This is a genomic window from Saccharomonospora sp., from assembly GCF_027317685.1.
Lineage (GTDB): Bacteria > Actinomycetota > Actinomycetes > Mycobacteriales > Pseudonocardiaceae > Saccharomonospora.
The window spans coordinates 17,904-41,660 of sequence record NZ_DAHVQP010000139.1 but is presented as its reverse complement, the minus strand read 5'-3'; the positions used below and the strand labels follow the sequence as shown (position 1 = coordinate 41,660).

The 23,757-nt window shown below is 65.1% G+C and carries 18 protein-coding genes; 5 read left to right on the top strand and 13 right to left on the bottom strand.

Annotated elements, in window-relative coordinates; genetic code table 11:
* The first annotated feature begins 175 nt into the window (after nucleotides 1-175).
* The gene (locus M7H19_RS17075) at nucleotides 176-613 is read left to right on the top strand and encodes a hypothetical protein (RefSeq protein WP_298182651.1); all 438 of its coding nucleotides are present in this window, start codon (nucleotides 176-178) and stop codon (nucleotides 611-613) included.
* 437 nt (nucleotides 614-1,050) lie between these two features.
* Here M7H19_RS17075 and M7H19_RS17070 read toward each other — a convergent pair whose 3' ends face one another.
* The 13 genes from M7H19_RS17070 to M7H19_RS17010 form a co-directional block, all read right to left on the bottom strand.
* Nucleotides 1,051-1,644, bottom strand: a complete 594-nt coding sequence (locus tag M7H19_RS17070; RefSeq protein ID WP_298182683.1) for a hypothetical protein — start codon at nucleotides 1,642-1,644, stop codon at nucleotides 1,051-1,053.
* Nucleotides 1,631-1,792: a hypothetical protein gene (locus M7H19_RS17065; protein ID WP_298182677.1), complete on the bottom strand. Its 162-nt coding sequence runs from the start codon at nucleotides 1,790-1,792 to the stop codon at nucleotides 1,631-1,633. The genes M7H19_RS17070 and M7H19_RS17065 overlap by 14 nt, the downstream gene beginning before the upstream one ends.
* A 436-nt stretch (nucleotides 1,793-2,228) precedes the next feature.
* Nucleotides 2,229-2,504, bottom strand: a complete 276-nt coding sequence (locus M7H19_RS17060; RefSeq protein WP_298182649.1) for a hypothetical protein — start codon at nucleotides 2,502-2,504, stop codon at nucleotides 2,229-2,231.
* 87 nt (nucleotides 2,505-2,591) lie between these two features.
* On the bottom strand, nucleotides 2,592-3,074 hold the full coding sequence (locus M7H19_RS17055; RefSeq protein ID WP_298182647.1) for a hypothetical protein: 483 nt from the start codon (nucleotides 3,072-3,074) through the stop codon (nucleotides 2,592-2,594).
* 146 nt (nucleotides 3,075-3,220) lie between these two features.
* Nucleotides 3,221-4,060 carry an ABC transporter permease gene (locus M7H19_RS17050; RefSeq protein ID WP_298182645.1) on the bottom strand — a complete coding sequence of 280 codons (840 nt, stop codon included), beginning with the start codon at nucleotides 4,058-4,060 and terminating at the stop codon, nucleotides 3,221-3,223.
* Nucleotides 4,057-5,079: an ATP-binding cassette domain-containing protein gene (locus tag M7H19_RS17045; RefSeq protein WP_298182643.1), complete on the bottom strand. Its 1,023-nt coding sequence runs from the start codon at nucleotides 5,077-5,079 to the stop codon at nucleotides 4,057-4,059. The genes M7H19_RS17050 and M7H19_RS17045 overlap by 4 nt, the downstream gene beginning before the upstream one ends.
* A 40-nt stretch (nucleotides 5,080-5,119) precedes the next feature.
* Nucleotides 5,120-5,812 carry a GAP family protein gene (locus M7H19_RS17040; protein ID WP_298182641.1) on the bottom strand — a complete coding sequence of 231 codons (693 nt, stop codon included), beginning with the start codon at nucleotides 5,810-5,812 and terminating at the stop codon, nucleotides 5,120-5,122.
* A gap of 155 nt (nucleotides 5,813-5,967) precedes the next feature.
* Nucleotides 5,968-6,216 (bottom strand): acyl carrier protein, encoded by a 249-nt coding sequence (locus tag M7H19_RS17035; protein ID WP_298182639.1) that lies wholly within the window; start codon nucleotides 6,214-6,216, stop codon nucleotides 5,968-5,970.
* Nucleotides 6,217-6,234: 18 nt separating this feature from the next.
* Nucleotides 6,235-7,950, bottom strand: coding sequence for a fatty acyl-AMP ligase (locus M7H19_RS17030; RefSeq protein ID WP_298182637.1), 1,716 nt, complete (start codon nucleotides 7,948-7,950; stop codon nucleotides 6,235-6,237).
* Nucleotides 7,947-9,629 carry a thiamine pyrophosphate-dependent enzyme gene (locus M7H19_RS17025; RefSeq protein WP_298182635.1) on the bottom strand — a complete coding sequence of 561 codons (1,683 nt, stop codon included), beginning with the start codon at nucleotides 9,627-9,629 and terminating at the stop codon, nucleotides 7,947-7,949. The genes M7H19_RS17030 and M7H19_RS17025 overlap by 4 nt, the downstream gene beginning before the upstream one ends.
* A complete protein-coding gene (locus tag M7H19_RS17020) occupies nucleotides 9,629-10,894 on the bottom strand; it encodes an aldehyde dehydrogenase family protein (protein ID WP_298182634.1) in 1,266 nt (421 codons plus the stop codon). Before M7H19_RS17020 ends, M7H19_RS17025 begins: the two co-directional genes overlap by 1 nt.
* 56 nt (nucleotides 10,895-10,950) lie before the next feature.
* On the bottom strand, nucleotides 10,951-12,216 hold the full coding sequence (fabF, locus tag M7H19_RS17015) for a beta-ketoacyl-ACP synthase II (RefSeq protein WP_298182632.1): 1,266 nt from the start codon (nucleotides 12,214-12,216) through the stop codon (nucleotides 10,951-10,953).
* Nucleotides 12,217-12,218: 2 nt separating this feature from the next.
* Nucleotides 12,219-13,667, bottom strand: coding sequence for a class I adenylate-forming enzyme family protein (locus M7H19_RS17010; RefSeq protein ID WP_298182629.1), 1,449 nt, complete (start codon nucleotides 13,665-13,667; stop codon nucleotides 12,219-12,221).
* A gap of 745 nt (nucleotides 13,668-14,412) precedes the next feature.
* Between M7H19_RS17010 and M7H19_RS17005 the strand changes: the two genes are divergently transcribed.
* Genes M7H19_RS17005 through lanKC form a run of 4 tightly spaced genes read left to right on the top strand, consistent with a single transcriptional unit; the run spans nucleotide 14,413 to nucleotide 23,757 of the window.
* Nucleotides 14,413-15,027 (top strand): GNAT family protein, encoded by a 615-nt coding sequence (locus tag M7H19_RS17005; RefSeq protein ID WP_298182627.1) that lies wholly within the window; start codon nucleotides 14,413-14,415, stop codon nucleotides 15,025-15,027.
* A gap of 39 nt (nucleotides 15,028-15,066) precedes the next feature.
* Nucleotides 15,067-20,568, top strand: a complete 5,502-nt coding sequence (locus tag M7H19_RS17000; protein WP_298182625.1) for a type I polyketide synthase — start codon at nucleotides 15,067-15,069, stop codon at nucleotides 20,566-20,568.
* A complete protein-coding gene (locus M7H19_RS16995) occupies nucleotides 20,565-21,143 on the top strand; it encodes a MaoC family dehydratase (RefSeq protein ID WP_298182623.1) in 579 nt (192 codons plus the stop codon). The genes M7H19_RS17000 and M7H19_RS16995 overlap by 4 nt, the downstream gene beginning before the upstream one ends.
* 1 nt (nucleotide 21,144) lies before the next feature.
* Entirely contained in the window at nucleotides 21,145-23,757 is a 2,613-nt protein-coding gene (gene lanKC / locus M7H19_RS16990) for a class III lanthionine synthetase LanKC (RefSeq protein WP_298182621.1), read from the top strand.

The following is a 23,757-nucleotide window of genomic DNA, read 5'->3' as shown; positions in this document are numbered from 1 at the left end:
AGTCGTGTGACGGGGAGACAAGCGTCATCGACGGGTGACAAGTCCGTGCGCACCGGATCGACCTCGGCGAGGCCGGGCGAACGGGGTCCGACGATGATGGGGCCACCGACAGCCCGAGCGCTGAGGCACATCACACCGGACGACACCTCGGCGTGTTCGGAGCACGATTGCTGGCATGGGACCTCTCATGCGAGTCGTTGCGTTGGTGCTCTTTCTGCTCGTCACGTTCACCGCGTGTGGCGTGGAGGGGGAAAGCGGTTCGATGGAGTACGACGAGGAATTCGCCAATCAACTGCGCGAGCTGCGCGACGGCAAGCAGAGCAGGCCACTCAAGGAGTTGGTGCCGGGGGACTGGACCACCGTGCACATCATCATCGGACCGCATACCGAGGAGTGGATCGAGCGTGAGGTCGGCGCTCCGCTACCGGAATCCGAGTACGGGTTCGACACCGAGGGCAACATCCTCGTGTTCCTATGTGGTGAGGAGGTCGTCCGAATGAAGGGCACCACCGGGCGGTTGTTGGGTGAGGGTCATTTCTCCTCGGAAGTCGTGTTGCGGGGCACGGGCAGCACCATCGACATCATCGACCCGACACCGCCGCAGCCGAACTAAAGCCCCTGCCGGCGGTGGGCGCATCACTTGTCGACATTGATGCACCATTGCCGTCTGTAGCACGAGGTCAAGTAGCGCCCACGCTGGACAGCCCACGGGCCCACGGCGGCAACTTCCCGCGAGGCACGGGAGGCACGCGCATTCCAGGCGCTCCACCGCCGCGCCCTGATCCGGGGCAGTGGTCGAGAGCTCTCGCCAGCTGCAGCGGGCTTATCGCCGCCATCACGGCCCTAACTAGCCTGGCGCTGCGCTGCCACGGCGCGTAACCTCTGAGGCGAAGACCGCAGACCGGTTCCCCAGCGCCGCTGCGCTTCGCGAACAGGTCGTGCAACTCGCCGACCCCGACATACGGCCCGGCACCTTGAAGACCGACCTCCTCACCGCCGGGAACGACCGGACACCGTTCTGGCATGACTGGGACGGCTGAAACACCGAAATTACTCCGGCCAGCACGGATGATTGAGCTGCCAGGTGTGTTCGCTGTCGGGCTGGTCGAGCCAGACGGTGTGGACACCAGGCGTGACGGTGAGGCCGAAGCGGTCCCAGCCGGGTTGGCCTAGTTCGATCCAGGTGCGGTGGGCCTTCTCGACAAGACGCCAGAGGCGACGAGGACCGCCCTCGGCCACATCATGCCGACCATTCTGATCAGCAAGTGTGGTTTCGGCCCAGGAGCCGTCCGATGTGGCGATCCAAGACGCGGTCGGCGCGTTGTTGCTATGGGCGGGGAGGGCGCCGCCGTCCGGGATGGTGTAGCCGTAGGCGATCTCGCCTCCAAGATCGAAGGATGCGAGGAACCAAACCAACAGTGAGCTCCACGGAGTGTGGGGGTCCAAGTTGGTCGTGCCGCGTTCGGCCTGATCACGGTCGCGCTCGACCCGGAATCCAGCCGGGCTGTGGCGGGGCTGAGGGCGCAGGTCCATGAACGCCGCGTAGGTCGCGTCGAAGCGGCCCTCCGCACGGTTAGTGGCGGTGCGGGTGAGCCGGACGAGGTTGTCCGCGCCGGGTGCGGGCTTGAGATCAGTGAGGACCACCCCGCCGGGGGTGGTCTGCTCGATCCACGCCCAGGGGGACGACCGGGACGGCGCAGGTGGCGATAATCGCATCGAACGGTGCGTGCTCGGCCAGGCCCTCGGCGCCGTCGCCGACGACCACGGTCGGATGATAGCCAAGTGCGGCCAGCCTCTGGCGAGCCAGCTCGACGAGCTCGGGCTCGACATCGACGGAGAACTTTGTCCTCCCCCAACCGGTGCGCCAACCGGGCCGCGTTGTAACCGGTGCCGGTGCCGATCTCCAGCACCCGCATCCCGTCGGCGAGGTGAAGAGCTTCGATCATGCGGGTCATCAAGCCCGGCTGAGTCGACGACGACAGCACCGTGATACCGACCGGAGTGGGAGCGAGAGCGGTGATCAGCGCGGTGTTGGCATAGATCGTGCCGAGATAGTCGAGACCGGTGTGCTCGGTCCAGTCACCGTCCGGGGCCTGGCTGGTAGTAGGTGGGTACGAATATGTGTCGCGGAACAGCTCGGATGGCGTCGGCCAGGCGGGGGGTCGATGAGTTTGCCCACCGCGGCCAGCTCATCCGCGAGCCGTGCGGCATACAAACCCCATTCGACGTCAGTGGCCGTGCTCATCATGGGCGTTCCTTTGGCTGGTGAGCAGATCAGCCAGGGCAGCGGTGAGCGGTGCCCCGGTCTGGGCTTCCAGCCACCTGTACTGGCCGGAGCTGTTCGACTCCAGAAAACACCACCGCCCGTCGGCATCAATAGCGAAATCGACTGCGGCGTAACCCAAGCCGAGAGTATCCAGGTAGCGGCGTAGTCCCTTCTCAATCTCGGGCGGCGTGTCGATGAGGCGATAACGCAATGCGGTGAAATCGGCCCTCCAATCCACTCACGCCTGCGGAGAGTCCGCGGTGATGGTGATGGTGAACATCCGCTCGCCGACCACGACCACTCGGGCTTCATAGGCCTTATCTACCTACCGTTGCAGCTGAGTCGCGGTGGAGGCGACCCCGTCCAACTCGACCAAGTCGTTCTCGGTGAGGCAGCGGGTATAGGCGGTCTTGAGCTGACCGCCTTCGGTAATGGTGTTCGGGCCGAAGGACTTGCAGACCACCTCATCGACACCGTGCTCGCGGATGAACCGCGTCGCGGAGGCCAGCGAGTTGGTGACCAGGGTCGGTTGGATGCGCAGCCCGCAGGCCGCAGCGGCCGCGAGCTGAAGAGGTTTGAACATCGCGTCTGCTGCCCGGTTAGGGTGGTTGACCCAGAGCACCGGCAGTGCGGTGAGTACGCCGCCGAAGTCGAGGCGCGCCTCGCGGTGGGCGTGACCTGCCCACGCTGTCGCGATGACCTCGGCGGCTAAGAACACCGGTTCGACACGTTCACGACTGGCGTCCCAGATGCTGATCGCCTGGTCGAGGTAGTCGTCGTGGAAATCCCGCACTCGCCAGACCGGCACGGCACACCTCCACATTCCCGAGGGATGTAAGACGCCTACCCAGTCGAGCCGGTTTTCACCCGTGCGCCACATGGCCGGGCACGGCGAGCTTCCCAGCTGACGAATGCCGGCAGCTCAACCTGCCCGAGGTCGGTCCGTCCCCGGGTTCAGCCGACACGACGCCGGTACGCCCACATCGCGAGGGGGAAGAACACGGCGACGATCCCGACCAGCCACGCCACGACGCCCAAGATCGACGGCGAAAGCTCGTTCCTCAGCATGAGTCCTCGCATGACGTCGGCGATCAGGCTCACCGGGTTGACGTCCGACCAGGCAGCCAGCCAACCCGGCATGGTCTCGGTGGGCACGAAGACGTTGCTGCCGAACGTGAGCGGGATGACGAACATGGTCATCAATCCCTGCACCGACGCGGTGGTCCGCACCAGCATTCCGACGAACACGGACATCCAGCAGAAACACAGCCCGACCACGACGAGCACCACGATCGTCATGAAGAACGCCGGGATCGAGGAGTTCAGGGAGAAGCCGAGCGGGAACGCCGTGAGCAACAGCACCGCCAAGGCGACGAAGTATCGGACGATGTCCGAGATCACGGCACCAATCAACGGTGCCGACCGTGGGATCGCCAGGCTCCGGAACCGGTCGAAGATGCCCTTGTTGATGTCGGTGTTCAGATAGACACCCGCGGCGAAGCTGGCCATGATCGTGTTCTGCACGGCGAGACCGGGGACCAACTGCTGTAGGTAGTCCTCGGTGCTGCCCGCGACCGCGCCACCGAAGAGGAACGAGAACAACAGCAGGAACAACAGCGGCTGCAGCGTGACGTCCAGCAACTGGTCCGGTGCCTTACGGATGCGTAGCGCGCCGCGCCAGATCAGCGCGGCGATATGATTCATCCCCTCGGTGAAGGAGACGCGGTCGGCGTGTTTCGCCGTGGAGTCGGGAGAATCCTCCGCGGCGAACAACGAATGAGGCACGGTGGTCATCGCGTTAGTTCCAATCGATCCGTGGCCTGGCTGTCCGATCCGGCATCGCCGCTGTCCGTGCCACTGTCCGTGGCTTCGGAGTCGCTCTTGTGCCGGCCGGTGAGGCCGAGGAACACCTCGTCCAGACTCGGGAGGCGCAGTGCGAGCTCTTCCACCGCGATGTCCGCCAGATCGAGTTGGCGCACCACGGCGGACATGATGCGGGAATCCTGCACCGGTGCCTTGAACGTGCGTGTCTCGGCTTGGAAATCCGGTCGGGTCTCCGTCAATTCCTCGAGAATGCGAGTGACCGTCTCGGTATCCGCATCAGCCGGGATGCGCAGCTCCAGGGTTTGGGAACCGATGCGGCGTTTGAGCTCGTGCGGTTTGCCCTCGGCGATCACACGACCGGTGTCGATCACTGTGATCGTATCGGCGAGCTCGTCGGCCTCCTCCAGATACTGGGTGGTGAGCAACACGCTCACCCCCTCGCCGACCATCTCACGGATGATCGTCCACATATCGCTACGGGCTCGGGGATCGAGGCCGGTGGTCGGTTCGTCGAGGAAGAGGACACGGGGGCGGCTGACAATGCTCGCCGCCAGATCGATCCGCCGTCGCATACCGCCCGAATACGTCCGCACCGGTCGGTTGGCGGCGTGGACGATGTCGAACCCTTCGAGCAGTTCCTGGGCACGCCGGCGAGCCTCGGCGCGACTGAGGTTTGACAGCCTGCTCACGAGGACGAGGTTCTCCAAGCCCGAGAGGTCCTCGTCCAAGGACGCGTACTGCCCCGTCAGTCCCACCAGCCTGCGCACACGAACGGGGTTGCGCACCACGTCATTGCCGTATACCAGCGCACGACCCGAATCCGGCCGGGTCAGCGTGGCCAGAATCCGTACCGCGGTGGTCTTGCCGGCCCCGTTGGGGCCGAGCAGACCCACGATGGTGCCGGGGGAGATCGCGATGTTGAAGTTGCTCAGCGCCGTCGTCTTGCCGAACCGTTTCACCAGGTTTTCGGCTTCGACTGCGTATTGCAAGGCTTACCTCTCTTCACTTCCCACGGCGCGGCAGCGACGTCTACTTCGCCTCTTCGGGGATTTCGGGAATATCGACGAGGCCGAAGTACTCCAGCCGGAACAGCGCATCGCTGCTGATGTACAGACCGGCGACGACGCACAAAACCAGCAGACCGGTGCGTGAGGTCTTCTTCTTCTCACGCTGGCGCTGCATCCATGCATCGATCTTCGCCCTGAACCTGTTCTTGGATCGCGAGTACAGCACTGCCACGAGCAGACACGGGCTGACCGCGATGAAGTTGTAAACGATGAGGATCAACGCGACTACGGGGACCGGCAGATCCGCTTGGGTCACGATGGCGATGGCACCGAAGTACGGCAACGCCGTTGCCACCTCGATGGCCGAGGCGGTCAGCCCGAGGCCGACCGCGCCGATGATCGATGTCGCCCCTTCAGTGTTGTAGCGTGTCTTCTTCTCCCGTGGCGCGACGAGCCCGTACAGCAGCAGCGCCGCTCCGATGCCGAGCTGGATGTAATCGACGGTCGTCTCATTCAACTCCAGTGATCGCGCGCCCGCCGCGAGCAGATTGCCGACAACGACGTAAATCGTGAAGAAAACACCGATGAACGCCAGTACGCGCGACATCGGTCTTTTATTGGAAACGACGAGGTAGATTGTTCCCAGGATGAGGGAAAAGTTAGTCGAGTCGACAACGGCAAGGCCTGCTACCGCTAGGATATCCTGAGTCCCCAAGTCTTCCTCCGTCGATTACGCGCTCGTTGTCAAACCGCAGCGCGTGTGCGCTGTGTGATCGATCATGGCGCTCGCGTGACGGGGAGCATAGCAGCGCCTCCTTTTCAGGCCTATCGGCCGATCGATCCGCGCCATGGGCCACGGGAGAGTGTGTGTCAGCTCGGGATGGCTTGCTGTGTCACGTAGTCGACGAGGTCTCCCACGCTCTTCAGCTCGGCCAACTTGTCGTCGGGAATCGCGACCCCGAGGTCGTCCTCGATGGTCGCGCCAATCTCCACCAACGACAGAGAGTCGATGTCGAGGTCGTCGATGAGGTACTTCTCGTTCTGCACCTCATCGCGGGGGATATCGCCGATGTCCGCGATGATGTCGATCAGCTTCGAGGTGATTTCCTCAGCGGCCATGACATTCTCCTTTGCTGTTTAGACGCGGTCTATGATCTTCAGTTCGGAAGCCAGCAGTAAGCTTTTGCACTCGCTGCGACGAACTTTCCGACTACTGGTCTTGGGAATTGTTCCACGAGGTACCAGGACGATTTGCTGAATGTGGATTCCGTGAGTCTGATGGACCACTCGACGTAGGTTTCGACCAAGTTCTGTGCGGGTTTCTTCCTCGGCCATGTCCACCCGCCTCACCTCGGTCACGATCACGACCTGCTCGGCGTGGCCGTCGTCGACCGACAGCGCGGCGGAACATTCGACAACCGATCCCGCGGGGGAACCTTCGATGGTGGCCTCGATGTCGGCGGGATCGTGGTTCTTGCCGTCGATGACGATGAGGTCCTTACGCCGTCCCGACACGAAAAGAAGTCCATTATGGAAGAAACCGAGGTCCCCGGTACGCAACCACTGGCCCGGCAACCCATCGCAGACGGCGCCGAACACCTCGGCGGTGCGCTCGGGCTGACGCCAATACCCATCGGCGATATTGGGCCCCTGGACCCAGATCTCGCCGACGCCCTCTCCCACCACCTCGGTGTGGGACTCGGGGTCGACGATACGAACATCGATATCCTTGAGAGCGGTCCCGCACGGCGCCATAGGACGCCCGGTCGGACTGTCGGGTTCGACACGACGGACGACGTTCGCGGCGAGCAGGTCGCGATCGAAGACGAACTCGATATCGCGGGAGTCCTCGTTCCACGAAGTGACGCAGAGGGTGGCCTCGGCGAGTCCGTAGGAGCCCGCGTCGATGTGTGGCTTGAGGCCACATTCGGAGAACGCCTCGAAAAACGCGCGCTGGCTGTCCGGACGTACCATCTCGCCGCCGCTGATCAGCCCGTGTACACAGGACAGGTCGAGGTCACCTTTGAGTTCGGGCCGTACCCGTCGAACACACAAGTCGTAGGAGAAGTTCGGTCCGACCATCCAGCACGATCGGTAGTCCGAAACCGCTTTGAGCCAGCGATACGGAACCTGTATGAACGCGGTCGGGCTCAACTGGACGACATGCGCACCCGCCGCCAACGGCACCACCAAACCGGTGACGAGCCCGAGGTCGTGGAAGTACGGCACCCAGCTCACGGTCGTGGCACCGGGGCCCACGAACGGTGCGAAACCGAGGATCTGCTCGGTGTTGGCGCGGATGTTGCCGTGGGTGATGCGGACCCCGGACGGAGTTCCCGTTGACCCCGAGGTGTATTGCAGGTAGGCCAGATCCGATGGCGCCATCGGCTCCGGCGACCACCCGGCCGGGTCGATGGTGACCAATTCCTCCACCGCGACGACCTGGGCGACCAAGTCGGCTTCCCGGAGGACATCGGCAACCTGGTCCACCGTGGACTCCGCGGTCAGTACGATCTCCGGCTCCGCATCGGAGATCACGGAGACAAGCCGGTCGTTCGGTCGGTACGACTCGACGTTGGGTAGGGGAACGGCGATGCGACCGGCGTAGAGGCAGCCGACGAACGCGGCCACGTATCGATAGTCCTGCGGACACACGATCGCAACGCGGGCCCCCTTCCGCGACCGCTGCGACAGCCAGTTCCCGATGGCAAGGGCGTCGCGATCCAGCTCCGTGTAACTGCGGGTGGTGGCCGATGCGTCGTTGCCCCTGTGATACTTCAGTTCGGTGAACGCGGGACTGTCACCACGTTCCCGTGCAGAGGCGCGCACAGCCTCGACGAATCCCTCGATCACGATTCCTCGCTTGTGTCTTCGCTGTCGTTGTCGAGATTCAGAATTCCGACGGGGACGTCCTTGTCGTGAACCGGAACCCTGATGAGGGAGAAAATCCCCTGCGCGGAGTTTCGGATAGCCTTCGCGAGCGCGGAGCTGAGCTGTCGCTCGTCGGCCACGTCGCAGCCCCAACCGCCGAATGCGGTCGCGAGGTCCGTGACGGAAGGGTGTGCCCGACGCTCGGTGAGCGTGACGTCGACCTGCTCCGAGGCGCGTAGGTGGCGCGGCCAGCCGTAGCCCTGGTTGTCCAGGATGACCACGACGACACCGAGTCGGTGTTCCCTAAACGCGTTGAGCACGTTGACGTTGAGCAGAAACGCGCTGTCACCCGTGACGGTGACGACCGTGCCTTCGTCCGTCGCGATCGCGGCGCCCACCGAGGCGGCGAACCCGAAGCCCATCATGGTTTGTTCACCAGGGCACACCACACGCGTGCCGGGCCGCAGGGTGGTCACGGGGTAGTGGTACGACCAGATGTCATGCAGACCGTTCTCCTGTACGAGTACGGAGATCGGGTCTATCTCCCGTTGCAGCGCAGCGAGCGTGGCGCGTGTGGGGGAACGGTCGAAACCGACGTCCGTGAGCGCGGACTGCTCCGCGCGAACCGCTCGTTGTCTGTGCGCCCACTTCGTCCTGTCCGGATGGGTGCGCCCGGAGAGCTCGTGAAGCAGCTGGGGGACGGTGAGCGCCGCGTCCGCGAGGATTGGCACGGAGGGTTCGACGCTTTCGCCGAACGCCGTGTCGTCGACGTCGACATGGACGACAGGGATGTCTCGCCAGCTGTCCCAGCCCATGCGCGCGGTTTCCTCGAATCGACTACCCACGATGACGAGGAGGTCCGCGTCCTCGAGAATCCGCCCCGCCGGTGGGGTCGTGTAGAGGCCCACGAGGCCAAGGAATCGGTCGGACGACTCCGGCATCACACCCCGGCCGGCCGCGGTGCAGAACACGGCCGCCCCGAGCGCGTCGGCCAGGGATTCCAGCTGTGTCGGCGAGACGCCGCGTGCGCCTCCCCCGACCACCAGCAGTGGGCGCTCGGCCGCCGCGGCGAGATCGGCCGCGCGGGTGAGCGCCTCCGGGGCCGGAGCGGGCGGGGACACCGGTACAGGACGGGGTAGCCCGCTGTCCGGGATCTCGGCCCTGACGACTTCATCGGTGAGTTCGATCAAGGTGATGCCACCACGACCGGCGGAGGCGAGCCGGACGGCGCGGCCGACCGCCCACGCGAGGTTCGACGGATCATCGACGACGTACCGCCACGTGACGAGGTCGGCCGCCATGCCTTGCTGATCGAGGTATTGAAAGCCACCACGTCCGATGTTCTCCGCGGGAACCCTGGTGGTCACGACGACGAGCGGCGCTGAAAGGGACGCGCACTCGAGCAGGCCGGGTATGGCGTTGGCGAAACTCGGACCCGAGTTCAACGCGAGGACCGCGGGCTTTCCGGCCGTGATGGCATAGCCCGCCGCTGCGCACGCGGCAACTCGCTGATCGCCGATGACACGGACGTCGAACTCGGTGCGTTCAGCGGCCTGGTCGAGTAGTCCGGGTTCGTCCGACGGCAGCCCGAACACGGTCGTGCATCCGAAGGCCGACAGTACTTCGGTGACGACGTCCCAGCAGCTTCGCCCTTGTGCCATCAGTGGCTCCACAGTTCGGACAGCTTGGCGTGACCGAGTTCCGCCGAGAGCAGCAGGGGACGTGCGACGACATTCTCGCCTCGCCGGACATGTCCGCTCTCGACGCCGAACCCACCGAGCGGCTCATTGCCGTTCTCGAAGTCGAACGTGGACTGTTCGCGCAGCACGATGCTGGTCCCGACGACATCACCGGTGAGTCCGGGTTCGCCGTAGACGCACAAGTACATGCCGCGTCGCATCTCCTCGGGGCTGTGCAACCACGAGGAGACGTCGGCCGCGTCGCGATACTTCATGACACACAGCACCGGGCCGAAGAACTCCGGGGGATGGAACGTCTCGTCCCAGTCCATCTCCACGATCGTGGGCTGGACGAACCCTGTGTCGAGATCGACCTCACCGCCGGCCGTGATCAGCTCACGGTGTTTCTCGATGAACTCCTGGATGCCTTCGATGGCGTCCGGATACGCCAACGGTGCCACGTCGGTGGTGGGGTCGGTGGTCGGACCGAGCCGTAGTTCGGTGACGGCCTTGTGGAGGCGTTCGACGACCTCGTCGGCCACGGACTCGTGGACGAAGATGAGGTCCGGAGCCAGGCAGTCCTGGCCGGAGTTGTAGAACCGGGCACGCATGATGTCGTCGATGACGGTGAACTCGTCAAGCCGGGGCCCGATCACCACCGGGTTGGGACCGGAGCCGAAGCACAGCATCAATTGCCGAGGGAGCTGCTCGGACACTGAGACGGCGTTCTCCGGCTTCCCGTTGAACACGACGACGTCGGCGTCCTGGCACCGGCGGATGAACTTGCGCTGTGAGATCGGCGCGAACTCGATCGGGAACTGACCGAGCGGCTCGAGCTCCGCCTGGAGGAGATCATGGATCTTCGTCGAGATCTCCCGCACCCGGGCCGAAGGGCGGATCACCACTCGCTCCGCATACCCGGCCGGAATGAGACCGAAGAGGACGTACGAGTAGAGGACATTGTTGGAAGGGAGGAAAACCGCGAGTTCGGAGATACGCCGTGGCTTCCTGCGTTCGATCTCCCACGGTCCTCCGGCCAACGTCGAGACGGACCACCGTAGCTCGTCGACGGCAGCCGAGTGGCTGGCCACGCCGGTCAGTACGTCAAGTAGGTCGTCCCAGCGATCGAGGATCACCCTCATCGCCGCCAGCGTCAGTTGCTCGATGTCTCGCTCAGCCCAGGACAGAGAACCCTCCGAGGGCTTCCTTACCTCCTGTCCCACGGCATCAAGCTCGAGATTCGGCACGTCCACCCCTTCCGTAGTCCTTGTGACGGCTGTGCTCGGTCCACTTTCCGGGCTTCTCACTGGCACCACTCACGCACGAGGAGTACGACGTTGTGCCCGCCGAATCCGAACGAGTTGCTCATCGCGACCTTGACCTTGTGTTCCTGCGGCCGGTGGGGCACGAAGTTCATCTCGGGGTCTTCCGGGTCGTCACAGTTGATCGTCGGTGGCACGACACCGGAACGGATCGTCTCCAGGGTCGTCATGAGCTCGACCGCGCCCGCACCGCCCAACATGTGGCCGGTCATGCTCTTGATAGAGCTGATCGGGATAGCCGGTGCGCGGTCACCGAACACGGAACGGATCGCCAGGACCTCGACGGTGTCGTTGAGTTTGGTCGAGGTGCCGTGCGCGTTGATGTAGTCGACGTCGTCCGGTGTGGCACCGGCGCGATCGAGGGCCATCCTCATGGCGCGCTGGGCGGCGAGCCCTTCCGGGTGCGGAGCGGTGATGTGGTAGGCGTCCGTGGTGGAGCCGGTCCCCGCAAGCTCACCGATGATCGTGGCTTGTCGAGCGATCGCGTGCTCGGCACTTTCGAGGATGACGACACCGGCACCCGCGCTCATGACGAAACCGTCTCGGTCCTTGTCGAACGGTCGGCAGACCTGCGTCGGGTCCCTGTCGCTTCGGGACAGCGCGCGGGAGATAGCGGCCGAGGTGATTTCGAGACGCGTCATGGTGTCGTCTGTCCCACCCGCGATGACGACGTCCGCCTCGCCCAGCTGGATCATCCGGCTCGCTTCCGCGATGGCTGTCGCACCGGTCGCGCATGCCGTGGAGACACAGTAGGAGTTGCCCTGGGCGCCGGCGAGCAACGCGATCTCACTGGCGGCACTGTCGACGCTGCTGCCGGAGAAGCAGAACGCGCTGATTCCCCGTGGGCCGACGGTGTCCAGCTTCGTCCGTGCAGCGGCGGTCAAGTGCACCGGTCCACCTCCCGAGCCGAGCACGACACCGACTCGTTCGGCCAGATCGTCGTCGATCTCGAGCTTGGCGTCCTCCATCGCCATCACGGCCGCTGCGATCGCGATGTGCACGGAACAGTCGGTGCGACGGATCACCTTGCGCGACATGTACTGCTCGGGATCGAAGTCCTTGATCTCACCGCCGATGCGCACGGGGAGGTCATCGCACTTGATACGCGTCAACGGTGCGATCCCGATGACTCCGCGCAGCATGTTCGCCCAGGTCTGAGACCACGTGTTGCCGATCGGCGTGACCGCACCCATACCGGTGACGACGACTCGTCGAAGTGGTGGAGGAGCGTGCTGGGGAGAACTCATGGTCATCTTCTTCCTGCCGAACCGCCGATCATGGCGGGCCGAGGACTGAATGTCTTGCTTCGGAAGGTGTGGACATCCGCGGCTTCCGCGAATGCCGTCAACTGCACGATGTCGGTCTTTCCATTGCTCAGTCGGGGGAACTCGGGAAGGACGAGCACACGGTCCGGTGCCTCGTACCGGGCGAGAACCGATTCGAGACGTCGGCGCCAGGTGAGCGCGTCGGCGTCGGACGGGTCCTCGACGAGGAACACGAGACGCACGTCGCCGTTCCGTCCCGGTGTGGGGACGATGTGGACCTCCACGCCGAGTTGTGCGGCCTTACGGGAGAGCGCGTCGGGATACAGCGTGTTGCCGCGCCGGTGCACGGCCCCGCGTCGCCCGATCACGTGTAGCCCGCCGTGTTCGTCGAGGTACCCGAAGTCCCCGGTGCGGAACATCCCCCGTGGTTGCGGGTGGAGGCCGTCGCCGTGGATCACGCCGGCCATCAGGTCCGGGGAGTCGACCCAGATCTCCCCGGTCTCACCGGTGGCACAGGGCGATCCGTCCGGCCCGGTGATCGAGATCCGCACTCCGTCGAGAGCGGACATCACATGGGGTGCGTCCGGACCGGCAAGAGCGATGTTGCCCAGTTCGGTGGAGCCGTAGCCGTCGAGCAGAGGCTTGCCCATGAGTTCGGCGAAGTCGCTCGCCACGGCTTGCGGTAGTGGTGCGCCACCCACGCACCACATTCGAACACCACTCAAGCGTTGTCGTAGCTCATCACGGTGCCGAAGGAAGTTTGTGGCGCTGCGGAACGTCGAGGGCGTCCCGTCGACGACGGTGGCTCCATGGTCGGCGATAGCCACCAACGCGTGGTCGAGCCGAGCGTAGGGGGTGATGAGCAACGGTACCCTGTTGACTCGGGCCAGCAAGACCAGCGACATGCCGTATTGGTGGCTGAACGGGATCAGTGGAGCGAGGATGTCGCTGTCCTGATAGGACATCCGTGCCGATGTACGACGCATGTTGTTCAGGACGGCGTTGCCGGAGCGGGCGATCAACTTCGGCGTGCCCGTCGAACCGGACGACACCGTGGTCAGTCCGTCGTCCCGGGAAAGCCACCCCGAGGTGTTGTCACCCACGTCCTCGGGATGCTGGGATATGTTCTCGACCAGGTCGGTCAAGCCGAGGACGGTGGTCGTCCCCTCCTCGCCGAGCGCTTGGTGTGCCGGGGTGTCACTGATCAGCCAGCGCACACGTGCCCTGCCGAGGTACTGTCTGATATCGCCGACGGCGAGGGCCGGGTCGAGTAGGACGACACCGCAACCGAGCTTCATCAAGGCCTGCATGGCCCAGATGAAGCCGGGGGAGTTGGTGTCGGACACCGCGACGCGGTCGGCTTCCCGGACACCGAGGCGACGGAGGTCAGCAGCCATGCCGGCCGACCTGGACAAAACGGCATCCGGATCCATTAATGCTATCGGACTCGACACCATTATGCCCTCCAGGAACAATTTCAGCAGGTCTTCGGCCGGGACTGTGCCAAGCTTGCTGGAGCATGTCCGCGAACGCTGTTTCCAGCAACGGATGACGCATTAATTAATGCGTTGTGAACAGTAGACAGTGCTTTCTTGCGCGCATATTAAAGACACAAAGGTGCGTCGCCTTGTGTGGCTTCCACGTCTAAGGGTTGATCGCACAGAGTTGTAGGGGCCTCCCGTTAACTAACCCTATTAGGGTCGCTCTGTCTGGCAGATCTAACAGTGTGTTGATCATGACGTCAAGAAACTTCAGGGGAAGATACGACGTTTGGGGGAGTAGGCCTTCTTTTTGTGTCACCCATACGGGTGCATGCTCTCGATGTCGTCCATCTGGGCGTATATCCCGGCCGCCGAATGGTGTCATGTTTCCTTTGGGCTCGGTGTAAAACGAACTGACAACGTTTAAGTGTAGAGTTCGGCCCACTGCGTTGAATGAGTCTGCGGTTCACATTAGGGCGGTCGCCGGGAAGGAGTTTGCATTCGCACAATTTTATGGGGTCCTGCTTACACCTGGAATCCAAGTCCGGTACAACTAGGCCAAAGTTCTCGTTCGAACGGCTTCGGAGCGCGATGCAAATCGGAGCCACGGATTTCCCATGGTTTCTGTCAAGCTGCCGATGTGCTCGGCTGGCGAAAGCAATGGCGGTCCACAGGTTGAAAGGGCGCATGAACAGCGATGAAAGGGAAGTTGGTATCGCTTGACCCGTCGATGACCGCCGAGGACTGGGATCTACTCGCCCAGTGGTCGTCCTCAGAGGTGTCGGTCTTCTCATCGGGTGGCGTCTATGCCGTGACAGGCGAACAGCTCCGCACGCAGACCAGCGGCCGCATGACGTACATGATGGTCATCGACAAGGACGGCGAACGTGTCGGAGCGGTGAACTGGCATCAGTTGACCTACGACGGACACTTCGAAGTCGGTAGCGCCGTCGGCATCCCGGAGCTGTGGGACCTCGGCTACGGCGTCGAAGCGGTGATGTTGCTGATCGAGTTCCTGTTCCACCAACGCAATGCACACCGCATCCACCTCAAGACCGGAGCCTTCAACCGCCGCATGGTCCAGATCTTCACCTCCGGCCACATCCGCATCGAAGGTGTGCTGCGGGACTACTTCTTCCTCGACGGTGAGTACCACGACGCGATCATCGGCTCGATCCTGCGGCACGAGTACTACCACTACGCGGAGCTGGACGGCGACCAGGCGTCGATGGACCTGATCCCCGCCGAGGACAAGGTCGAGGCCAAGCGCCGACTGCGCGAATACCTGACCGAGAACCCGATCAGGTTCTGAAACCGTGAACACAGCAGGACACATGAGCGAGGGAACTTGATGAAGGTCGTCGCGCCTACCGAACAGCAACTGGCGATCCGCGGCCGCATCCTCGACTGGGTCAGCGAACGAGCCGACATCCCCCAGCACTCGATCAGCCTGACCATGCCGGTGTACGAGGTAGGTCTGAGCTCGGCGGACATCGTGGAACTCACCGGAGAGCTGGGCGAGCACTACGGCCTGGACATTCCGCCGGACACGGTGTTCGAGTTCCCGAGTATCGCCCTGCTTGCGGCCCACATCGCGAGTCGGCTGTCCCCGGGTGCCGAACAGGAAGTGCCGGAAGAGTCCACTGTAGATGCCAAGATGGACGATCCCGTCGCGGTGATCGGACTGGGGTGCCGGTTCCCCGCCGGTATTCACGGACCCGAACGGCTGTGGGACTTGTTGGTCTCCGGCCGGGACGTCATCGGGCGTGTCCCCCGTGGCCGGTGGGACTTCGAGAAGGCAAGGTCGACCGACGTGGCCACGCTGGTCGACGGCCCGGCGGGTCTGGGAGGGTTCCTCGACGACATCGCCGCGTTCGATCCCGGCTTCTTCGGCATCTCGCCCAACGAGGCGAACGCCATGGATCCGCAACAGCGGATCGCTCTGGAAGTGGCCATCGAGTGCCTGGACCACGCCGGTGTCACACCGGCGACGCTGTCCGGATCCACCACCGGGATCTTCATGGGCGCGTCCTCCGCCGACTACGTCCCGGACGATCTGTCGACCCTCGACGGCTGGGCGGCGACCGGCGCCTCGATGGGGATCGTGGCGAACCGGATCTCGTACGCGCTCGGCACGCGCGGCCCGACGATGACGGTGGACACGGCCTGTTCCAGCTCTTTGGTCGCGGTTCACCTCGCGGTACAGAGCTTGCGCGCCGGTGACTGCGACATCGCACTCGCCGGTGGGGTGAACGTGCTGCTCTCACCCGCGGTATCGGTGGCGTTCACGCGTTCCGGTGTGCTCTCAAGCGATGGCCGGTGCAAGACTTTCGATGCCGACGCGGACGGCTACTCGCGCAGCGAGGGCTGCGGCATGGTGGCGTTGAAACGGCTGAGCGACGCCGTCCGGGACGATGATCGGGTGCTCGCCGTGATCCGGGGTAGCGCGGTGGGGTCGAACGGCCAATCCAACGGCCTGATGGCACCCCACCCCGGTGCGCAGGAAGAACTGCTGCGTACCGCCTACCGCAATGCCGGGGTCGAACCGGGCAGTGTCGATTTCGTCGAAGCGCACGGCACGGGAACGACCTTGGGCGATGCCGTCGAGCTGTCCGCGCTCCAGGCCGTCATGACCGCGGGCCGTGACCCCGCACATCCGCTGCGGCTCGGTGCGGTCAAGACCAACCTCGGCCATCTCGAAGCCGCGGCCGGTATCGCCGGGCTCATCAAGACGGTCCTCTCGCTGTGGCACGAGCGGTTGCCGGGGAACCTCAACTACGCCACACCGAACGCCAAGCTCGCCGAATCCGATGGTCTGCTGGACGTCGTCCGCGACAGTGTCGCCTGGCCCCGCCGGGAACGGCCCCGCCTCGCAGGGATCAGCTCATTCGGCTTCGGCGGCACGAACGCGCACGTCGTCGTCGAGGAGGCTCCGCAGGAAGCGGAGGAGCCACGGCCTCGCGGTTCCGCGTCCGTCCTACTCGCGGTGGCGACGTTGTCGGCGAGTTCGGCCGAGGCGGTCCGGGCCGACGCCGAGGCGATCCTGTCCACCCTTCGGGACGGCGCCGAACCGGATGTCGCCGACATCGCGCACACGTTGACACTTCGTCGTGCCCCGGGAAGGGTTCGTGCGGCGATCGCGGCCGACACCGCCGACGAGCTGTGCTCGGCGCTGGAGGCCCTCGCCAGGGGAAGGGCGCACGGGAACGTTGTCACCGGCACCGTCCGTGATAACCCGACTCCGGTGTTCGTTTTCTCAGGCCAGGGTTCGCAGTGGATCGGCATGGGGCGTGAGCTGCTCGACGAGCCCGCCTTCGCCGACGTGATCGAGGAGCTCGAACCGATCATCGCCGAGGAGAGCGGCTTCAGCCTGCTTGAGGTCCTGCGTTCGGACGACCAACACACACTCGACTCGATCGACGTCGTGCAGCCGGTGCTGTTCGCTGTCCAGGTGGCGCTCGCGGAGACATGGCGCGCACACGGTGTCACACCGTCGGCCGTCATCGGGCACTCCATGGGAGAAGTCGCCGCGGCGGCGGTCGCCGGAGCCCTGTCCCTGACCGATGCGGCGCGGGTCACGTGCCGTCGTTCACGCGCGCTGCGCGGTATCGCCGGTCGCGGGGCCATGGCGATGATCGCTGCCGGTGAGGCCGTCGTGCAGAACGTGATCACCGAAGAGGCACTCGGCGAGGACGTCACGGTTGGCGTAGTGCCGAGTCCGAGCTCGACGGTAGTTTCCGGCTCGGTCGACGGGATCGAACGGCTGGTGAAGACGTGCACGGAACGTGGCCTCGACGCCGTCAAGGTACAGGTGGACGTCGCGTCGCACTCGTCGCAGGTGGACGACATTCTCGACGACATTCGCGCCGACCTGGCCGAGATCGTGCCGAAGGAACCGACGATCCCCGTGTACTCGACCGTGTCCGGTCACAGGTTGGATCGGTCCACGGACGCCGAGTACTGGGCGGACAACCTGCGCCAACCGGTCCTGCTGGCGGACGCCGTCAGCGCAGCAGCGGCGGACGGACACTCGGTCTTCATCGAGGTGAGTCCGCACCCCATCTTGGTCCGGCCCGTCACCGACACCCTCGCGGCGGCCGACACGGATGGTCAGGTGTTCGGAACACTCCATCGGGAACAGAGGGACGGCCTGGCGTTCTCGCTGGCATTGGCCCACCTGCACTGCCTGGGCGGTGGGATTCGATGGCCCTCGAGCATGGCCAAGGGGCGCCTGGTCGCCTTGCCGCCACGCGCGTGGAACCACCGGCGCTACTGGCGTGACCGGACACCACTCGCCGCTCCGGCCTCGGCGGAGGGACACCCACTACTCGGTACGTTCACGGTACCGGCCGACGAGCCGCGGACCCGGATCTGGCAGCTCACGATGGACCCGGTGGCACTCGGTTGGCCCGCGGCGCACCGTGTCGCCGGAACTCCCGTGGCCCCCGCCTCGTACGCACTGGGGCTTCTCACGGTGGCCGGGCGGGAATGTGGCTACGACCGCCCCTCGGCGAGGGCGGTGACCTTCCACGCTCCGATTCCCGCGGAAGGTCCGATCGACGTCCAGATCATCTGTCGCCGGGACGACGCAACGGATACCGCGGAAGCCCGCACCTTCTACCGTCCAGTGGGGAGTCTGGATTGGACCTTGTCGGTGTCGGCGCGGTTCGAACCCGCCGGGCGAGGCAAGGTCGAAGCGCCCCCGATGTCTGAGGGCTCCGAGGTCGTCACCGGGGACGATCTGTACGCGGGACTGGCTGCCCACGCCATCGAGTACGGACCCGAACTCCGCTGTGTCACGACGATGCGCGGCGACGGGCGTGCTGCCGCGGCGCAGCTGGACTTGCCGCGTCTCACCGACTCCCACGGTCAATACCCGCTACATCCGGTGTTGATCGACGGCGCCATGCAGCTCGCGGGCACCGTGCTCGAAGAGACGTCCGGGGTGTCCATCGTCGCCGCCGTCGACGCGTGGACGGTACTGCGCCCGGGCCGGCCCGACCGGGCCCAGGCGTTCAGGCGGGAACCGGAACCGAACGTCGTCGACGTCGTCCTCAGCGATGAGGACGGACCCCTCGCGATGCTCGGTGGTGTGCGTTTCGCCCCGACCGGGACGCACGCCGCGGCCCCGACCGGCACGAGGACCACGCCTTCGACCGGAGAGCTGGCCGAACTGGCCTATCAGCTGGCGTGGCGTCCGGCACCGGCGAGCCCGAGGCCGCCGCAGCAGGAGACCTGGCTGCTCCTGGGGGCGGACAGCAGTCTGTTGGACACTCTCCGGCAACGTGGTGTCCGCTGTTACCGGATGCGCGGCGAGCCGACGGCCGACGAACTGCTCGATCAGCTCCACGCGAGCGAGCCAATCGACCGGATCGTGTCCCTCACACCCGTGTCGGTGGAGGACGCCGACCCACAGGAGGCGCTCAAGCTCGTTCGCGACGCCGTGGCGACGCTGCGTGCATTGAGCACTGTGGACGATGCGCCACGATTGCACTACGTCACCCGGCACGCGGTGCAGACCGCGACGGACGACACGGCGCCGCAGGCCGCGCAAGCCGCGTTGTGGGGATTCGGCCGAACCGCCGCACTCGAGTACCCCGACCACTGGGGCGGAACGCTGGACCTCGACGAGACCGACACGCGGGCTGTTGCGGAGGCACTGCTGAAGGAACTCGTCGGGTCGACGTCCGTGCTTCAGATCGCCCGTCGGCGGGGGAAACGCCTACAGCCGCGGTTGGTCACGGCCCCGGCGCCCGAACCGGCCACATCGCTCGGTGAGGGCACGCACCTGGTCGTGGGCGGCACCGGACGACTGGGATCGCTCCTCGTACGGGAATTGGTGGCCGCTGGTGCCGAATGCGTCGTCGTGGCCTCCCGACGCGGTGGTTTCGGTCCACTGACCGACGAGGTCGAGACACTGCGGGAAAGCGGGACGCAGATCGTCGAGATGTCCTTCGACGTCCGCGACCCCGACTCCGTGACCGCCGTCGGCGATCGGTTCGGCCGTGACCTGCCGGAGCTGCGACGGGTGTATCACTGCGCCTTCGACGGGTCGATCGCGGACATCGGCGCCCTTTCCGATGCGCAGGTGGACACGATGTTCGCCACGAAGGCGACCGGGATGGCGAACCTGCGCCACCTCGTTGCCGAACATCGTGGCGCGGACGTCGTCTGCTTCTCGTCGACGGCCGGACTGCTGGGCTCGGTCGGACTCGCGCACTGTGCCGCGGCGAGCACCTATCTCGACGCACTGGCCGGTTCCGGCGTCCGTGTGGTGGGGTTCGGCCCGATCGACCACGGAATGGACGGCGGCGAGCAGGATGAGGCTCTCCGAGTGCCGGGGCTGCGCACGTTGAACGCCGGGGTGCTGCGCTCCGTCGTGCGTGGTCTGTCGGATCGATGGCCGGGATCCCCGGTGGCCATCGTCGACGCGGAGTGGTCCTTCGTGGCCCAGGCCCACGCCTCCGGGAACGCCTCGCTGACCGCGGACCCGGTCGCCGGCAAGACCGGTACGGCGGGCAAACCGGTCGGATCCGGCGGGGCCCTCGCCGACGCGGTGCGATCGGCGAGCCCGGAGGACCGGTCGAGCGCATTGCTCGCCTACCTGCGGCACGTCATCGCCGGAGCCCTCGGGATGTCCCCGGCCGAGCTCGACGAGAGACAGAACCTCTATCAGGTCGGCATGGACTCCCTCATGACCGTCATGGTCATTCGCACGATCAGTACCGAGCTGGGATACGAACTGTTGCCCACCGTCGTCCGGGACAACCCGACGTTGCAGGCGCTGGCGGAGCACCTCGCTCGACAGTCGCTCCCGAAACGGTTTCGCGCCACGGGGAAGGCGACGGCATGAGCATGATCAACGAGATCGCGGCCTGGTACGACGAGCGCCGTGACGCATCGCTCGGGCACGGTGACTGGCACGAGGTGACGCTGGAGGACGTGCGTGGCTTCGCCGGAGTCACGCGCGACGACCAGTGGATTCACGTGGACCCGGTGCGGGCCGAGAGCGGACCCTACGGCGCGCCGATCGCGCACGGATTCCTGGTCCTGTCCCTGGTTCCTCACCTGTGTGACAGTCTGTTGGATTTCCGGTGGTCCGCGATGGCGATCAACTACCGGGTCGACAAAGTCCGTTTCCGTGCCGCGGTTCCGGTCGGCGGACACGTGCGTGCCACCGCGAAAGTGCTGAGTTGCCGAGTCCGACCACGTGAGTTGCTGGAACTGGCGTTGAACGTGTCGGTGGAGCTGCGCGGAAGCACCACACCGGCTTGCACGCTGGTGCACACGGCGCTGCACCAGGTGGCCGCTGAAGCCACGCTGCCGGTCATCCGGGGCGCGGCCGGAGATTCATCCGCGACCGACACACCGGAGCAGGCCCTCGCCCCAGTCCCTGGCGGCATGGAGAGAAACATCGAGGTCAACTAGCATGTCCGTTACCGCGCGGGAAGTTTATACATTCGCCGATCCGGTCTTCTACGACTCCCCGGAGAACTGGAACGGCACGGACGCGGACTCCTTCGAGGTCGCCCACAAGCCCGTTCCAGACGGATGGCTTCGTGACGCGAGAGGATTCTGGACGTTCCTCCGTCCCCGGGACGCGGTTCTGCCTGAGCGGGGATGGAAGGTGCACATCACGGCCGGCCCCGACCAGGCCGACAAGGCGTGCAACATCGTGTGGGATTACTGCGTCGACCACGGAATCCCGTTCAAACACCTGGCGAACTGGCGCACCTACCTGGCCGTGAACTCCAAGTACGCCCCGCGTGGCTCCAGCGGAAAGCTGGTGACCATCTACCCTCACGATGACGGTGAGCTGGAACGCATCGTCACCGAACTCGAACAGGCGTTGGCCGGTATCGAAGGCCCCGCGATACTGAGTGACCGGCGGTGGCGGGACTCGCCCGTGTTCGTCCGGTACGGGTCGTTCGCGCCGAGGATGGCGTTGGACGCGGACGGCAACCTCACGCCGGGCATACTCACCCCGGACGGTGCGCTCGTCCCCGACCGCAGGAAAGCGGGCTTCCACGTCCCACCTTGGGTGGAGCTCCCCGCGTTCCTGACGAAGGCCGGTAGCGCGAGCATGGTTTCGGCCGAGGAGTTCCCCTACACGGTCACCGAAGCCCTCCACTTCTCCAACGCGGGTGGCGTGTACCTCGCGAAGCGGAACACCGACGGGAAGACGGTGGTCCTGAAGGAGGCGCGTCCCGGCGCCGGGTTGGACCGATCGTTCACCGACGCGAGTACCAGGCTCGAACGTGAGGCAGCGACGTTGCGGATGTTGGCGGATGTCGCCGCGGTTCCGGAGATCTTCGACCTCATCGAAGCCGGTGGCCACAAGTTCATCGTCATGGAGTACGTCGAGGGCACCAACCTCTGGACTTGGTTGGGCCAACGTCATCCGATGATCGTGTTCGACGAACCGACCGAGGACGCTTACCTGGAATACGCACGGGAGGCCATGGCCGTCCTCGATGCTGTCGGCCGGACGCTCGACGACATTCACGAGCACGGCATCGGGTTCGGCGACATGAACTTCGGCAACGTCATCATCCAGGATGACGGATCTGTCCGACTCGTCGACCTCGAGATGGCCTACGAGCTGTCCGATGAGGATTACGAACCCGGTCTCGGCACCATGGGCTTCATGCCGGGCGAGGGGGCGACGGGTACCGAGATCGACGACTATGCCCTCGCCGCGCTCAAGATATCGGTGTTCCTGCCGCTGGAGAAGGTCCGGGTCTTCGACCAGTCGAGACTGGACGACCAACTGTCGATCCTGAGGGACCGGTTCCGGCTGCCAGCCGATTACGTCGAGGACATCCGGACCACACTGACCAAGCGGCCACCGGCACCTCGCAGCGAGCTCGTCGGGGCGCCACCCCCGCTCGACCTGGCCACTGCTGGGGACCTCCCGACGGCGATCGAGTCGATGCAACAGGCGATCGTCGAATCGGCGACGCCGGACCGCACCGATCGTCTCTTCCCCGGTGATTCCGCGGGCTTCTCGGCGGGAGGCGGTATGAACCTCGCCCACGGTGCCGCCGGGATTCTGTGGGCATTGCAGGAGACGGGCGCGACGATCGAGCCGGGACTCCGACAGTGGTTCCTCGACAGGGTGGACGCGGACCCCGTGATGCCGCCGGGCTTCTACAACGGCGCGCACGGAGTCGCGTACGTGCTCGACCGCTTGGGCCACCGCGACCTGGCGCTGCAGGTATTGAACCGGCCCAATGCCAGGGAGGACGCTCTCGGCTCCGTGGGGTTGTACAGCGGCTTGGCGGGTGTCGGGCTCAACCTCCTCCACTTCTCGGACATCGACGAGTTCGCGGAACGCAGGAACCAGGTGACCAAACGTCTCGTCGAAGCCCTTGAACAGCCGGTGGCCCCGCTCACGAGTACGCACTCCGGAGACGGTGACCGGGCACCCGCGAAAACGGGACTGATGCACGGGTTCGCCGGTGTCGCGCTGTACTTCCTGCGGCTGTACGAGCAAACCGGTGATCAGTCTGATCTGGACAGAGCTGTCACGGCGTTGCACCGGGACCTCGATCGGTGCGTTCGCACGGCGTCAGGCTCTTTGCAGGTCGAGGAGCCGGGGTTGAGGACGAACTGCTATCTTTCGGTGGGAAGCGCCGGGATCGCCCTCGTGGCGGACGAGCTGCTGGCACACCAACACGACGACCGTATCGCTGACGCATTGCCGGCGCTGCTGCAAGCGTGTTGCAGTGAGTTCGTGCTCCAACCGCAACTGTTCGCGGGGCGGGCGGGGATGCTGGCGGCCCTGGAGCGCAACCGACGCCGCGACCCGGCACTCGGGTTCGAGTCCGCTGCGCAGCGGCACTTGACGAACTTTAGTTGGCACGCTTTGTCCTATCGAGGGCACCTCACATTCCCCGGGGAATACTGCCTGCGTCTCTCGATGGACCTGGCAACCGGAACCGCGGGAGTTTTGATCACAATTGCGGAAATTAGTGGTGCTGGAGCGAGTTTTCTGCCATCCTTGAGTGCAAGGAATAGGCCCACCGCGAACTCCGTGTAA